Source organism: Alterinioella sp., assembly GCF_058343375.1.
The window spans coordinates 42,601-55,582 of sequence record NZ_JBTUJH010000075.1 but is presented as its reverse complement, the minus strand read 5'-3'; the positions used below and the strand labels follow the sequence as shown (position 1 = coordinate 55,582).

At 63.0% G+C, this 12,982-nt stretch carries 14 protein-coding genes; 8 read left to right on the top strand and 6 right to left on the bottom strand.

Annotated features, from left to right (window positions below; genetic code table 11):
- Positions 1–188 precede the first annotated feature (188 nt).
- Genes ACW8PS_RS11185 through ACW8PS_RS11175 form a run of 3 tightly spaced genes read left to right on the top strand, consistent with a single transcriptional unit; the run spans position 189 to position 2,018 of the window.
- A complete protein-coding gene (locus ACW8PS_RS11185; protein WP_491527490.1) occupies positions 189–407 on the top strand; it encodes a YdcH family protein in 219 nt (72 codons plus the stop codon).
- Positions 408–463: 56 nt separating this feature from the next.
- Positions 464–952 carry a 5-(carboxyamino)imidazole ribonucleotide mutase gene (gene purE / locus ACW8PS_RS11180; protein WP_491527489.1) on the top strand — a complete coding sequence of 163 codons (489 nt, stop codon included), beginning with the start codon at positions 464–466 and terminating at the stop codon, positions 950–952.
- Positions 945–2,018, top strand: coding sequence for a 5-(carboxyamino)imidazole ribonucleotide synthase (locus ACW8PS_RS11175; protein WP_491527488.1), 1,074 nt, complete (start codon positions 945–947; stop codon positions 2,016–2,018). The genes purE and ACW8PS_RS11175 overlap by 8 nt, the downstream gene beginning before the upstream one ends.
- Before the next feature lie 193 nt (positions 2,019–2,211).
- On the opposite strand, the gene ACW8PS_RS11170 is transcribed toward ACW8PS_RS11175, so the two are convergent.
- Positions 2,212–2,961, bottom strand: a complete 750-nt coding sequence (locus ACW8PS_RS11170; protein ID WP_491527486.1) for an alpha/beta fold hydrolase — start codon at positions 2,959–2,961, stop codon at positions 2,212–2,214.
- 82 nt (positions 2,962–3,043) lie between these two features.
- Between ACW8PS_RS11170 and ACW8PS_RS11165 the strand changes: the two genes are divergently transcribed.
- On the top strand, positions 3,044–3,484 hold the full coding sequence (locus ACW8PS_RS11165) for an NUDIX domain-containing protein (RefSeq protein ID WP_491527485.1): 441 nt from the start codon (positions 3,044–3,046) through the stop codon (positions 3,482–3,484).
- On the opposite strand, the gene ACW8PS_RS11160 is transcribed toward ACW8PS_RS11165, so the two are convergent.
- From ACW8PS_RS11160 to ACW8PS_RS11140, 5 genes are all read right to left on the bottom strand, one after another.
- Entirely contained in the window at positions 3,454–4,335 is an 882-nt protein-coding gene (locus tag ACW8PS_RS11160; protein WP_491527484.1) for a DMT family transporter, read from the bottom strand. The genes ACW8PS_RS11165 and ACW8PS_RS11160 overlap by 31 nt on opposite strands.
- Entirely contained in the window at positions 4,332–5,468 is a 1,137-nt protein-coding gene (locus ACW8PS_RS11155; RefSeq protein WP_491527483.1) for an alpha-D-ribose 1-methylphosphonate 5-triphosphate diphosphatase, read from the bottom strand. The genes ACW8PS_RS11160 and ACW8PS_RS11155 overlap by 4 nt, the downstream gene beginning before the upstream one ends.
- 85 nt (positions 5,469–5,553) lie before the next feature.
- On the bottom strand, positions 5,554–5,808 hold the full coding sequence (locus ACW8PS_RS11150; protein ID WP_491527482.1) for a DUF6455 family protein: 255 nt from the start codon (positions 5,806–5,808) through the stop codon (positions 5,554–5,556).
- A gap of 254 nt (positions 5,809–6,062) precedes the next feature.
- Entirely contained in the window at positions 6,063–7,709 is a 1,647-nt protein-coding gene (groL, locus tag ACW8PS_RS11145; protein WP_491527481.1) for a chaperonin GroEL, read from the bottom strand.
- Between the two features lie 69 nt (positions 7,710–7,778).
- On the bottom strand, positions 7,779–8,066 hold the full coding sequence (locus ACW8PS_RS11140; protein WP_491527480.1) for a co-chaperone GroES: 288 nt from the start codon (positions 8,064–8,066) through the stop codon (positions 7,779–7,781).
- A gap of 247 nt (positions 8,067–8,313) precedes the next feature.
- On the opposite strand from ACW8PS_RS11140, the gene ACW8PS_RS11135 reads away from it, so the two are divergent.
- The 4 genes from ACW8PS_RS11135 (at position 8,314) to ACW8PS_RS11120 (ending at position 12,970) form a co-directional block, all read left to right on the top strand.
- Positions 8,314–9,237 (top strand): manganese-dependent inorganic pyrophosphatase, encoded by a 924-nt coding sequence (locus tag ACW8PS_RS11135; RefSeq protein WP_491527479.1) that lies wholly within the window; start codon positions 8,314–8,316, stop codon positions 9,235–9,237.
- Positions 9,238–9,426: 189 nt separating this feature from the next.
- Positions 9,427–11,385 (top strand): bifunctional 2',3'-cyclic-nucleotide 2'-phosphodiesterase/3'-nucleotidase, encoded by a 1,959-nt coding sequence (locus ACW8PS_RS11130; protein WP_491527477.1) that lies wholly within the window; start codon positions 9,427–9,429, stop codon positions 11,383–11,385.
- A gap of 149 nt (positions 11,386–11,534) precedes the next feature.
- Positions 11,535–12,413 carry a TIGR01459 family HAD-type hydrolase gene (locus ACW8PS_RS11125; RefSeq protein ID WP_491527476.1) on the top strand — a complete coding sequence of 293 codons (879 nt, stop codon included), beginning with the start codon at positions 11,535–11,537 and terminating at the stop codon, positions 12,411–12,413.
- Between the two features lie 113 nt (positions 12,414–12,526).
- Complete coding sequence (locus tag ACW8PS_RS11120; RefSeq protein ID WP_491527475.1) at positions 12,527–12,970, top strand: MaoC family dehydratase; 444 nt, start codon at positions 12,527–12,529, stop codon at positions 12,968–12,970.
- Positions 12,971–12,982: the final 12 nt, after the last annotated feature.

Genomic DNA, 12,982 nt, shown 5'->3' with positions numbered 1-12,982 from the left:
TCGTCATCAGGCACATCCTTTGGCAAGCGATCTGCGGGTCTCGGCCCCGTTTTGGCGGCCAATGCTGGTAATATGGGGGGGGCCTCGCTGCTCTGCAAGACGTTGAACGCTTTGCCATGCAGGGCAAATCCGGTATCGTCCGGTCTCGCCAATAGCCCGACTCACGCCCCGGGGGGCCAGCTGCAGATATGGAAACGACCGCCGAGATGAGCCACGAGGATGTGCTGCGCGTGAAATTGCGCGTGCTGATGCGTGAACACCGTGATCTCGATGATGCGATCTCGGCGTTGGAGCAGCACACCCGCCCTGATCCGCTGACGCTGCGGCGGCTGAAAAAGCAGAAACTGTCGCTCAAGGACCGCATCGCCCGGATCGAGGATGAACTGACCCCGGATATCATTGCGTAGCCGCGCGCCATGGCTATAGTGCGCGCTTTCTTGAACCGGCTGAGGGGCTTGGGCAAATGGCAAAGATCGAGGTCGGCATCATCATGGGCAGCCAGTCCGATTGGGCCACGATGCGCGAGGCGGCAGAGGTTCTGGGCGAACTTGACCTGCCCTTCGAGACCCGGATCGTATCGGCCCATCGCACGCCGGATCGGCTGTGGAGCTATGGCAGCACGGCGATTGAGCGTGGGCTGAAAGTGATTATCGCCGGGGCTGGCGGGGCGGCCCATCTGCCCGGCATGATGGCGTCCAAGACCCGGGTGCCGGTGATCGGCGTGCCGGTGCAGACGCAGGCGCTTTCGGGGCTCGACAGCCTCTATTCCATCCTGCAGATGCCGCGTGGCTATCCGGTCGCAACCATGGCCATCGGGGCGGCGGGTGCCCGCAATGCCGGCCTGATGGCGGCGGGCATTCTGGCGCTCTCCGATCCTGGCCTGGCCACCCGGCTGGACGCCTGGCGTGCCGCTTTGTCGGCCTCCATCCCCGAGGAGCCGCAAGATGATTGAGCCGCTCGCCCCCGGCAGCACCATCGGCATTCTCGGCGGTGGCCAGCTTGGCCGCATGCTGGCGATGGCGGCGGCGCGGCTTGGCTATAAAACCCATATATTCGAGCCGGGCAGCGCGCCCGCTGGCGATGTCGCGGCGCATGTGACGCAGGCGGGCTATGATGATCTGACAGCACTGGCCGAATTTGCGGCCGCGGTCGATCTGATCACGTTCGAATTTGAAAACATCCCCGCCGCGGCGCTGGATCTGCTGTCGGGCACAACCCCGCTGTTCCCGTCGCGCCGCGCGCTGGAGGTGAGCCAGGACCGGCTGACCGAAAAGATGTTCCTTACCGAACTGGGCCTGACCACCGCGCCCTTTGCCGCCATTGATACCGCCACCGATCTCGATGCCGCGCTTGCCCGCATCGGCACCCCCGCCATCCTGAAAACCCGCCGCTTCGGCTATGATGGCAAGGGCCAGGCCCGGATCATGGCACCCGATGAGGCCGCCGGGGCGCTGGCCGCGCTCAACGCGGCACCGGCCATCCTGGAAGGGTTCATCGACTTCAGTATCGAAATCTCGGTCATCGCGGCGCGCGGGCGCGAGGGCCAGATCGCCTGCTATGATCCCGGCGAGAATATCCACCGGCAGGGCATCCTCGCCACCACCACGGTGCCCGCCGCAATCCCGGCCAGCCTGCGCAGCGATGCCGTGCTGCTGGCGGCGCGTATCCTGAATGCGCTCGACTATATCGGCGTGTTGGGGGTGGAACTATTCGTGACCCCCACCGGCCTCGTGGTCAATGAAATTGCCCCGCGGGTCCACAATTCCGGCCACTGGACCCAGGCGGGCACCGCCGTTGACCAATTCGAACAACATATCCGCGCCATCGCCGGCTGGCCGCTTGGCGACGGGGCCCGGCATGCCAATGTGGTGATGGAAAACCTGATCGGAGACGATATCTCCCGCGTGGCCGAGGCCGCCGCCCGGCCCGGCACACAGATCCATCTCTATGGCAAATCCGGTGTCCGCCCGGGCCGCAAGATGGGCCACCTGAACCGCGTGACCGGCCCCGCAGGCTAAGCCCCGCCCGCGCGCGCCGCCCCCATTCATCTTGGCACAAATACCTCGGGGGGTGTGGGGGGAGCCCCCCACTATGACCGCGCCGCACACCGAAAGCTGCGCCTGCATTTTCGCACAGACCCGGCCCGGCCGCCATGGCAATGCGGGCGGCGGAGGGCTCCCGGCAGGGGGCTTGACGTCGCCCGCTCCCGGCTCAGGGGACCAGCGCCTCCGCGGCATCGAAAAGGCTCAGGCTATGATCAAAGGCCCCGTTTTCCAGAAAGGCCACGACCTCGGCCACCACAACCGGATTGTTCATCATGAAAGTATGGCTGACCGGCAGCACAATGAAATCAGCCATGCCCTCCACCCGGGTGCTCTCGACCGAAACTTTGCCATCATCGGCCCCGTCGATCAGCGCCGAGGTGATCGGGTTGAGCGTGGCATAGCCGGCGATCACGCCAAGCTCGAAATCAACCGGCGGCAGCTGGCTGACAAGCGATCCGCCCTCGGTCGTCAGGTCCTCTGCAGCCGGACCATTGACCCATTGAAACGGGCCAAATTCGCTCAGCCGGTCCACCAGTTCCGATCCCTGGTTGGGCGGCGCAAGCATCACCACCCGGCCCAGGTTTTCGGGCCGGTTTTCCACCAGCCAATAGCGCAGAAGAATGCCGCCCATCGAATGGGTCACGAAATTTATGCGCTGATCGCCGCATTCTTCTATGGCCGGGATCAGGGCCGCCGGGGCCAGCTCCTCGATCGGGGCCTGGGTGGAGGGGTAGTCGCGGTTCACCACCTGGTAGCCTTCGCGCTCCAGCACCTCCTCGATGACCCAGAGCGACAGTGATGTGCGCGCCAGCCCATGCAACAGGATCACGCACTCGGCGCGATCCGCCTGGGCGCGTGCAGCGCCGGGCAACAGGGCCGCGCCAAAGGCCGCCGCAAACAGGGTCAATCGCATCATCATGCCCCCGATCTAGGCTTTTCACCCCGCCACGCCAACCCCCGCTTGCATATCGGGCCCCGGCCCGGCAGCATCGCCCCCCATGCCCTGCCCCCGCCTTGCCGCCCGCGGCCTCCTTCTGATCGACGACCGGCTGCTTATGGTCAACGCCTGGCCCGGCCATCGCGGCGGGCTGTGGTGCGCGCCCGGCGGCGGGGTCGAACGCGGCGCGTCGCTGCAGGACAATCTGGCGCGCGAATTTCACGAGGAAACCGGGCTGACCGTCGCAGTTGGCGCGCCCTGTCTGATCAATGAGTTTCACGACCCGAATGGCAGTTTTCATCAGGTCGATCTCTATTTCCGCTGCACGCTGATCGCGGGCCGGATCGACCAGAACTGGAACGACCCAGAAGGCATCGTGACCCGCCGCCGCCTGTTTTCGCGGGGCGAAATGGCCACGATCAAGGTCAAGCCCGACAGCCTGGCCCAGGCCGCCTGGGGGCAAAGCCTGCTTTATGATCCGCTGGAGCCGATCTTGCGCTGACCGCCGGCCAGGAGGCCGATGGCAATACCGCCCAGAACCACCGCGCCGGCACCCAGAACGCGCAGACCGGCCGCTTCGCCCAACAATACAGCGCCGCCCAGAACCGCAATCACCGGCACCGAAAGCTGCACCAGCCCCGCAACCGAGGCCGCAAGCCGTGGCAGAACGCTATACCACAACGCATAGCCAAGCCCCGATGTCACCGCCCCGCACAGCACCGCCAGCGCTACTCCCGGCGCGCTGATCGGGGTGGCATCCGCCTGCACCGGCAATAGCAGCGCCACCGCTACAAGGATTGGCGCGGCCAGCACGAAATTGGCCGCCGTCGCCGCCAGCGGGTCGCCCGCGCGCCGCCCGATCAGTGAATAAAGCCCCCATCCAATGCCCGCCAATCCCATGGCACCCGCCCCGACCCCCGGCACCCGCACCGCGCCTGCGGGCCACAGCAACCAGGCCAGCCCGGCCAGCGCCACCGCCGCCCCGATCCAGCGCGTGCGGGTCACGGTCTCGCGCGTCGCAACGGCACCGGCAAACATGGTGATCTGGACCATGCCGAACAGAATGAGCGCACCCAGACCGGCATCCAGTTGAATATAGGCGATCGAAAATCCGACCAGATAGAGGCTGAGCGACAGCGCCCCGCCAACCCGGCCCGGCGCAAAGACCGGCAACCCACGCCGCCGGATCAGCACGATCAGCAGCAGAATTGCCGCCCCCGACAGAACCCGGATCACCGCAAAGCTGATCGGGTCGATCAAACCGGCGCTGACCGCCAACCGGTTCAGGATCGAATTGGCGGCAAAACCCAGCATCGTCAGCACCGTGAGGCTGGCCAGGCGCGGGCCGTTCATGCCAGAAACCGGGTGGCGATGGGGCCGGCAAGATAGGTCAGCTGCCCGCCCGCGATAGTGGCCTGCACCTGGGCCAGACCGGGATCAAGGATCACCAGATCGGCGCGTTTGCCGGGGCTGATCTCGCCGCGATCCTCCAGGCCCAGGATCCGAGCCGGTCGGGCCGAGACCAGCGGCCAGGCCTGCGCCAGATCCCACCCGTCGGCAACCAGCCTGCGCATGGCTCCCAAAGGGGCCGGATAGTGATAATCCGATGCCAGCGCGACCGCGCTGCCCGGTGCCAGAAAATCACGCGCATTGATGCCTTTGGAATGGCTGCCGCCGCGCATCACATTGGGGGCGCCCAGGATGATCGGGTCGCCGGCCATTTGCGCCGCGCTTGCGGCCTCAGCCGTGACCGGAAATTCCGCGATCTTCGCGCCCAGGCCCCGCCAAAAGGAACGTCCAGAGCCGCTATCATCATCATGGCTGCCAAGGATGACGCCCCGCGCCGACAGCGCCGCGCATGGTTCGGGCAGCCGGGCGCGGGCGGTCCAGATCTGATCATGCAGCCGGTTGAGCAGCGCCAGATGGGCAGAGGGCGACCGGCCCGATTTCAGCGCCTGCCCTTCCAGACGCGGCACGCGCTTGCCCGACGCCAATTGCCGGTGCGGCAGATGATCATTGAACACGACATAACCGATCTGGTGCCGCTCGATCAGGGCCAGCGCCGCGTCAAACTGCTCGAAACACCCCAGCTCCAGTCGCAATTGCAGCCGCAGATCGGCGCGCGCGTCATGGCCCGCCAGCGCCGTGCAAAGCGCCGCCGCGAAATCGGGGCTGCGCATGCCGCCCTCCCAGCTCCAGAACTGGGCCAGCATGGCCGTGGTGATGCCATTGGCGGCAAGTTCGGCCTCGACCGCGCGCAAGCCCTGCCCCAGATCGGTGGCGGCCCCCCGGCGCGGGGCCAGATGCCGTTCAAACCCGTCGCCATGCGGATCGACGATGCCGGGCAGAATGACGAAACCGGACAGGTCAATCTGGCGTCCCTTCGCGTCGGAAATCAGGCCATCAGCCACACCAAGCGGGGCCGCGCAGAACCCGCCCGGGCGCAGAACCCTGGCACCAGTGAATGAGAGCGGAGGCAAATTCATGACCCGTTCCTGCCCGGTCGGAACAGGAAAGAAAAGCCCCGCAACCGAATGCTGGCGCGACCAGGCTGTCAGCCGCGGGCCGCTTTCAGGCTTGCAGCGACTTCAGCACGACCTTGTTTCGGCAATAGGCGGGCGTGTCAGCGGCACCGGTTTCATGCGCATCCAGCCAGGTTTCGCAGGCGCGGTGCTCGGGGCATCTGCTGCACCGGAACACGATGTCGCTGATCGGGAAATTCCGCAGCCTGCCCGCCAATACCGCCTGGCCGAGATCGACGCCAATCGTTCCGGCCATTTTTTGCACGCGTTGCGAATGTGAAGCGAAATCCTGGATGAATGCCATGGCACCTTCCCATATTGGTGATTGTTTCGGGACAGGGCGAATTCTGCCCATTGGGAACCTGTGTTTCGTAAGGCAGTCCGGGAAATCCGTCATTGATCGAAGTCAAACTGCGCCGCGGGCTGCCGTTTACGCAAAAAAGAGGGGCCACCGGATGGCAGCCCCTCTTTTTGTCAGTTCAGCGATGTTGCGCGCGTTGTCCGGCCCCAAGAGGCCAAAGCTCTGCTGCGCTACAATTCAAACCCGCAGGTTTGAATTTACATCATGCCGCCCATGCCGCCCATGTCGGGCATGCCGCCGCCACCGGCGCCTGCGCCTTCCTTGGTGGGCTTGTCGGCGACCATGGCCTCGGTGGTGATCAGAAGCGAGGCAATCGAGGCCGCATCTTCCAGCGCGGTGCGCACCACTTTGGCCGGGTCAATCACGCCGAATTTGAACATGTCGCCATATTCTTCGGTCTGCGCGTTGAAGCCAAAGGTCACATCGTCGCTTTCGCGAACCTTGCCCGCAACCACGGCACCGTCAACACCGGCGTTTTCGGCAATCTGACGCAGCGGTGCTTCCAGCGCCCGGCGCACGATGGCGATCCCGGCATTCTGGTCGGAATTGGCGCCGGTGACGCCAGCCAGCGCTTTCGCGCCCTGGATCAGAGACACGCCACCGCCAACAACGATACCTTCCTGCACGGCCGCACGGGTCGAGTTCAGGGCGTCGTCAACACGGTCTTTGCGCTCTTTCACTTCGATCTCGGTCATGCCGCCAACGCGGATGACGGCAACGCCGCCGGCCAGTTTGGCAACCCGTTCCTGCAGCTTTTCGCGGTCATAATCCGAGGTGGTTTCCTCGATTTGCAGACGGATCTGGGCCACACGCGATTCGATTTCAGCTTTCTCACCGCCACCGTCGACGATGGTCGTCTCGTCCTTGGTGATGGAGACCTTCTTGGCCGAGCCGAGCATGTCCATGGTGACATTTTCCAGCTTCATGCCCAGATCTTCGGAGATCACCTGACCACCGGTCAGAATGGCGATATCCTGCAACATGGCCTTGCGACGATCGCCGAAACCAGGGGCTTTGACGGCCGCGATTTTCAGGCCGCCGCGCAGTTTGTTGACCACGAGGGTCGCCAGCGCTTCGCCTTCGACATCTTCCGAGATGATCAGCAGCGGCTTTTGCGACTGGATCACGGATTCGAGCAGCGGAACCATGGATTGCAGCGACGAGAGTTTCTTCTCGTGCAGCAGGATCATGCAGTCTTCGAGATCTGCAACCATCTTGTCCGGGTTGGTGACAAAATAGGGGCTCAGGTAGCCGCGATCGAACTGCATGCCTTCGACAACTTCGGTCTCGGTCTCGAGGCCCTTGTTCTCTTCGACGGTGATCACGCCGTCATTGCCGACCTTCTGCATCGCATCGGCGATCTGACGGCCGATTTCGGCTTCGCCATTGGCAGAGATGGTGCCGACCTGGGCAACTTCATCGCTGTCGGCAACTTCGCGCGAAGATGCCTTGATCGATGCGATGACATGGGTCACGGCCGTGTCGATACCGCGTTTCAGATCCATCGGGTTCAGACCGGCGGCAACCTGTTTCAGGCCTTCACGCACGATGGCCTGGGCCAGAACGGTGGCGGTGGTGGTGCCGTCGCCGGCCTCGTCATTGGTGCGAGAGGCAACCTCTTTCACCATTTGCGCGCCCATGTTTTCGAACTTATCTTCCAGCTCGATTTCCTTGGCTACCGTCACACCGTCTTTGGTGATGCGCGGGGACCCGAAGGATTTGTCGAGGATCACGTTGCGGCCTTTGGGGCCGAGGGTGACTTTAACCGCGTCGGCGAGAATGTTCACGCCTTTCAGCATGCGGTTGCGGGCATCGGTGTCAAATTTGACGTCCTTAGCAGCCATATCAGCTTGCTCCTTGAATATCTGGTTTTCGTGGGGCGGGGGTTACCCCGCCAAGTGGAAAGTGGCGGCTCAGGAGATGATCCCGAGAATGTCGCTTTCCTTCATGATCAGCAGTTCCTTGCCGTCAACGGTCACTTCAGTGCCGGACCATTTGCCGAACAGGATCTTGTCGCCTTGTGCAACATCCATCGCGATACGGTCGCCGTCATCGTCCTTGGCGCCAGCGCCGACAGCCACAACCAGGCCTTCAGCCGGTTTTTCTTTGGCGCTGTCGGGGATGATCAGGCCGCCTGAGGTTGTGTCGTCGCTTTCAATGCGCTCGACCAAAACCCGGTCATGCAGAGGTGCAAATGCCATCTGTCGAACTCTCCTTCGATTCGTGTTTTTCCCTTGTTGTCACTCAGGGTCACCGAGTGCTAACGAACGGTAGATAAGCGGGGCACCGGTGCGAGTCAACAAGCGGCGGCAAAACTATTTGCGTCGCATTCGTGCCGATCCGTGCAGCGGGCGCAACCCGGGCCGCGCGAAAACGCCCCATGACAATGGTGCATGACACGCCTATAAGGGCGGCGAATTTCGCACATGCATGACGGAACCCAAACCCATGACCACACTCGTTTTCGGCCACAAATCCCCCGACACCGATTCCACCGGGTCACCGCTTATCTGGGCCTGGTATCTGAACGAGGTGAAGGGCGTCGAGGCCCAGGCCAGGCTGTTGGGCGAACCCAATACCGAAGCCGCATTCGTGCTGGAACGCTGGAACCTGGACAAGCCCGAGATCATCGCCGATGTGGCCGAGGGAACGCCGGTCGTCATCGTCGACACCAATAACCCGGCCGAACTGCCCGCAGGCATCAATGGTGCCGATATTCAGGCCATCATCGACCATCACAAACTGGTCGGCGGGCTGGAAACCAAAGGCCCGATCGAGATCACCATCCGCCCCGTCGCCTGCACCGCGACCATCATGCATGACCTGATGGGCGATGACGCCGCCAGGATGCCCGAGGCAATCAAGGGCGCGATGCTGTCCTGCATTATTTCCGACACGCTGGAATTTCGCTCCCCCACCACCACCGATGCCGACCGCGACGTGGTGGCCACACTGGCCGCCGATCTGGGCATCGACGTCACTGCCTACGCGGCCGAGATGTTCGCCGCAAAATCCGATATCTCGCGTTTCTCAGATGCCGAGCTTTTGCGGATGGACAGCAAGGAATTTACCGTCCAAGGCACCAAATTCCGTGTCTCGGTTCTGGAAACCACCTCGCCCGACACGGTTCTTGCGCGCAAACCCGGTCTAATGCAGGCCATGGCCACGGTCGCCCAGGAAGATGGCGTCGATCAGGTGCTGCTGTTTGTTGTCGACATTCTGAATGAGCAAAGCACCATGCTGATCCCGAATGCGTTTACCAAACAAGTGGCCGAGGCCAGCTTTGCCACTGCCTGCGGCGACGCCGACAGCGTGGTTTTGCCCGGTGTCGTGAGCCGCAAGAAACAGATCATCCCCAACCTGACACTCTGACCCCCGCGCCACCAGATTTCAACCTGTCAAAGGGGCGGCCCTGGGGCTGCCTCTTGGCATATGCGTGGCCCCATATCGCCCTGCCCTGCGCTGATCCAGGCAAGCCTCAGAAGGAATCACTGACCAATTGGTCAAAATCGGGCATGATCCCGCATATCAATAATATGATACGATCAGGAGGGTTCCCCCATGGCATTCATCATCGACCGCCGCGCGTTTCTGGCAGGCAGCGCCAGCTTCATCGCCTTGCACCCGTTCTCGGCCAATGCGCAGGCCGGTCAGGCGCATCTGCGGATCATGGAAACCACCGATCTGCATGTGCATGTCTTCCCCTATGATTATTATGGCGACCGCCCCGTAGATACCCTGGGCCTGTCGCGCACCGCGACGCTGATTCAGGCGGTGCGCGATGAAAGCACCAATTCGATGCTGATCGACAATGGCGATTTCCTGCAAGGCAACCCGATGGGTGATTACATCGCCTATGAGCGCGGCATGGCCGAGGGCGACACCCACCCCATCATCAATGCGATGAACACGCTCGGCTATCAGGCCTCGACCCTTGGCAATCACGAATTCAACTATGGGCTGAGCTTTTTGCTGAACTCGGTCGCGGGGGCCAATTTCCCGGTGGTCTCGGCCAATGTGGTGCGCGAAATGGGGGCCTCCCCGCGTGACGACACCACCCTGCTGCCGCCCTATGTGATCATCGATCATCAGGTCACCGATGGTGCCGGTGTGGCCCATGACATCCGCATCGGGCTGATCGGGTTCGTGCCGCCACAGATCATGAACTGGGACCGCCGCCATCTGGAGGGCAACGTCCAGACCCGTGACATCGTCGATACCGCGCGCGCCTATGTGCCGCAAATGCGCGAGGACGGCGCCGATCTGATCATCGCGCTCAGCCATTCCGGCATTGGCGAGGCCGATCATATCGACGGCCAGGAAAACGCCTCGATCCCGCTGGCCGCCGTGGACGGCATTGATGCCATCCTGACCGGCCACCACCACCGCGTGTTCCCCGGACCCAACTATGCCGAAACGGCCGGCGTCGATACTGAGGCCGGCACGATCATGGGCAAACCGGCCACCATGGCCGGGTTCTGGGGCTCGCATATGGGCCTGATCGACCTGATGCTGGAAAATGACGGCGGCACCTGGCGGATCGTGGCCCATGAAAGCGAAGCGCGGCCGATTTCGATGCGCAACGAAGACCGCTCGATCACGCCGCTGGTCGATAGCGTGGCCTCGGTCGAGGCCGCCGCACAGGCCGAGCATGAGGCAACCCTGGCCTATGTCCGGCGCGCCGTCGGCCGGACCGAGGCCCCGCTGCACAGCTATTTCGCGCTGGTGGCCGATGATCCATCGGTGCAGATCGTGTCGATTGCCCAGATGTGGTATATTGAGCAGATGATGGCGGGCACCGAATATGAGGGCCTGCCGATCCTGTCGGCCGCCGCCCCCTTCAAGGCCGGTGGCCGGGGCGGGCCGTCCTATTACACCGATGTGCCGGTGGGCGATGTGGCGATCCGCAATGTGGCCGATCTCTACCTCTACCCCAACACCGTGCGCGCGGTGCTGATCACAGGCGAGGAATTGCAGGGCTGGCTGGAACGCTCTGCCGGTATCTTCAACCAGATCACCCCGGGTGAGGCCGATCAGGTGCTGCTGAACAATGATTTCCCGTCCTATAATTTTGACGTGATCGACGGCGTGCAATACCAGATCGACCTGAGCCAGCCATCGCGGTTCACCACACGGGGCGAGCCGCTGAACCCGGAGGCCAGCCGCATCGTCAACCTCACTTACAATGGCGCGCCGGTGACCCCGGACATGCAGTTCATCGTCGCCACAAACAATTACCGCGCCGGCGGCGGCGGGTCTTTCCCCGGCGCATCGCCCGAAACGGTGATCTTTGAAGGCCCCGACACCAACCGCGACGTGATCGTGCGCTATATCGTGGAACAGGGAAGCATCAACCCTGCCGCCGATGCCAACTGGTCCTTCGCGCCGCTGCCCGGAACCTCGGTGCTGTTCGATACCGGCCCGGCGGCTGCACCCTATGCAGATAGCGTGCCCGGCGTGTCGATCGAGCCTGCGGGCGACGGCCCCGACGGCTTTGCACGGTTCCGCATCTCGCTCTGAGGCGCAATATGAGGGGGGAAGAAAACAGCTTCCCCCTTCATCTTGGCGAAAATACCTCCGGGGGTTTGGGGGTGGAACCCCCAAGCTTCCTTTCCAATCCGCGCGCGGCCCTCTAAGGAAATCCAAGCTTTTCCCGAAGAGGTCGAACCATGACTCAGATTATCCGTTCGCTCGCTGACATCTCCGACCGCTACGATGTGCTTTACTGCGATCTCTGGGGCTGCCTGCATGACGGCTACACGCCTTTCACAGAGGCGGTTGCGGCATTGCGCGGCTTCAAGGCGCGCGGCGGCACGGTGTTGCTTTTGACCAATTCGCCACGCCCGCGGGCGCAGGTCGAACAGCAATTGGAGGAAATCGGCGTGCCGCGCGATTGCTGGGATATCATCGCCTCATCGGGCGACAGCGCGCGGGCCGCGATGCTGCGCGGGCTGGTCGGCCGCAAGGTGTGGTTTGTCGGTGATCCTTCCGATCACGGATTTTTTGCCCCGATGCAGATCGTGGGCTCAGAACCCGAGATCACCAAGGTGGCGCTGGAGGAGGCCGAGGGGATCGTCTGCACCGGCCCCTTCGATCCAAGGGCCGACCCGTCCGTGCTGCGGCCGCAATTTCTGGTTGCCAAGGCGCGCGGGCTGAAATTGCTCTGCGCCAATCCCGATATCGTTGTCGATCGGGGCGAAACCCGTGAATGGTGCGCCGGCGCTTTGGCGGCGCTTTATACCGAAATGGGCGGCGAGAGCCTCTATTTCGGCAAACCGCACGCGCCCATCTACGAGCTGGCCCGAATGCGCCTGGCCCAGATCGGCGTCGATCCGGACCCGGACCGGGTGCTGGCCGTTGGCGATGGCATCCGCACCGATATTCTGGGCGCGCTTGGCGATGCGACAGATACGCTTTTCATCACCGGCGGGCTGGCACGCACCGAGACCGGCACCGGCACCGGGCGGGACCCGGATTCGGAAAAACTGCGCGCCTATCTGGATGAGGCACAGATTGCTGCGACCTATTCCATCGGATATCTACGGTAGCAAAGCAATATAGTTTCGATATGGATGCGAGTGGGGATTTTTAATTACTTCTGCATTGCAGCATTCATCAATATCCGTTATCATTTCGGCACATGGCTGACAGGATTCCGGATATGCTCGATAACTTCCCCCGTGGCACGATCTGTATCGAAGATATCGAGATCGGCATGACCCGGCATCTTCTGAAAGAAGTGACGGATCGGGATATCGAACTTTTTGCCGAAATATCCACCGATCACAACCCGGTGCATCTGGATGACGCCTATGCGCAGGACACGATCTTTGAGGGGCGCATTGCGCATGGCATGCTGACGGCGGGGTTGATCTCGGCCGTGATCGGCGAGCAATTGCCCGGCCATGGCACGGTCTATCTGGGCCAGACACTGAAATTTCTGGCCCCCGTGCGCCCCGGCGATATGGTGCGCGCGGAAGTGACGGTGACCGAGATGGATATCGGCAGGCGCCGGGTGGCGATGGCGACAGAGTGCACCATCGAAGGCAAGCCGGTGCTGCGCGGTGAGGCCATCGTGTTGGCCCCGTCGCGGAAATTCGATTGACCGGGTAAGTTA

Excerpts from the sequence above, each read along its gene's own strand:
- ACW8PS_RS11185 (WP_491527490.1), top strand. The coding sequence starts at position 189 with ATGGAAACGACCGCCGAGATGAGCCACGAGGATGTGCTGCGCGTGAAA.
- purE (WP_491527489.1), top strand. The coding sequence starts at position 464 with ATGGCAAAGATCGAGGTCGGCATCATCATGGGCAGCCAGTCCGATTGG.
- ACW8PS_RS11175 (WP_491527488.1), top strand. The coding sequence starts at position 945 with ATGATTGAGCCGCTCGCCCCCGGCAGCACCATCGGCATTCTCGGCGGT.
- ACW8PS_RS11170 (WP_491527486.1), bottom strand. The coding sequence starts at position 2,961 with ATGATGCGATTGACCCTGTTTGCGGCGGCCTTTGGCGCGGCCCTGTTG.
- ACW8PS_RS11165 (WP_491527485.1), top strand. The coding sequence starts at position 3,044 with ATGCCCTGCCCCCGCCTTGCCGCCCGCGGCCTCCTTCTGATCGACGAC.
- ACW8PS_RS11160 (WP_491527484.1), bottom strand. The coding sequence starts at position 4,335 with ATGAACGGCCCGCGCCTGGCCAGCCTCACGGTGCTGACGATGCTGGGT.
- ACW8PS_RS11155 (WP_491527483.1), bottom strand. The coding sequence starts at position 5,468 with ATGAATTTGCCTCCGCTCTCATTCACTGGTGCCAGGGTTCTGCGCCCG.
- ACW8PS_RS11150 (WP_491527482.1), bottom strand. The coding sequence starts at position 5,808 with ATGGCATTCATCCAGGATTTCGCTTCACATTCGCAACGCGTGCAAAAA.
- groL (WP_491527481.1), bottom strand. The coding sequence starts at position 7,709 with ATGGCTGCTAAGGACGTCAAATTTGACACCGATGCCCGCAACCGCATG.
- ACW8PS_RS11140 (WP_491527480.1), bottom strand. The coding sequence starts at position 8,066 with ATGGCATTTGCACCTCTGCATGACCGGGTTTTGGTCGAGCGCATTGAA.
- ACW8PS_RS11135 (WP_491527479.1), top strand. The coding sequence starts at position 8,314 with ATGACCACACTCGTTTTCGGCCACAAATCCCCCGACACCGATTCCACC.
- ACW8PS_RS11130 (WP_491527477.1), top strand. The coding sequence starts at position 9,427 with ATGGCATTCATCATCGACCGCCGCGCGTTTCTGGCAGGCAGCGCCAGC.
- ACW8PS_RS11125 (WP_491527476.1), top strand. The coding sequence starts at position 11,535 with ATGACTCAGATTATCCGTTCGCTCGCTGACATCTCCGACCGCTACGAT.
- ACW8PS_RS11120 (WP_491527475.1), top strand. The coding sequence starts at position 12,527 with ATGCTCGATAACTTCCCCCGTGGCACGATCTGTATCGAAGATATCGAG.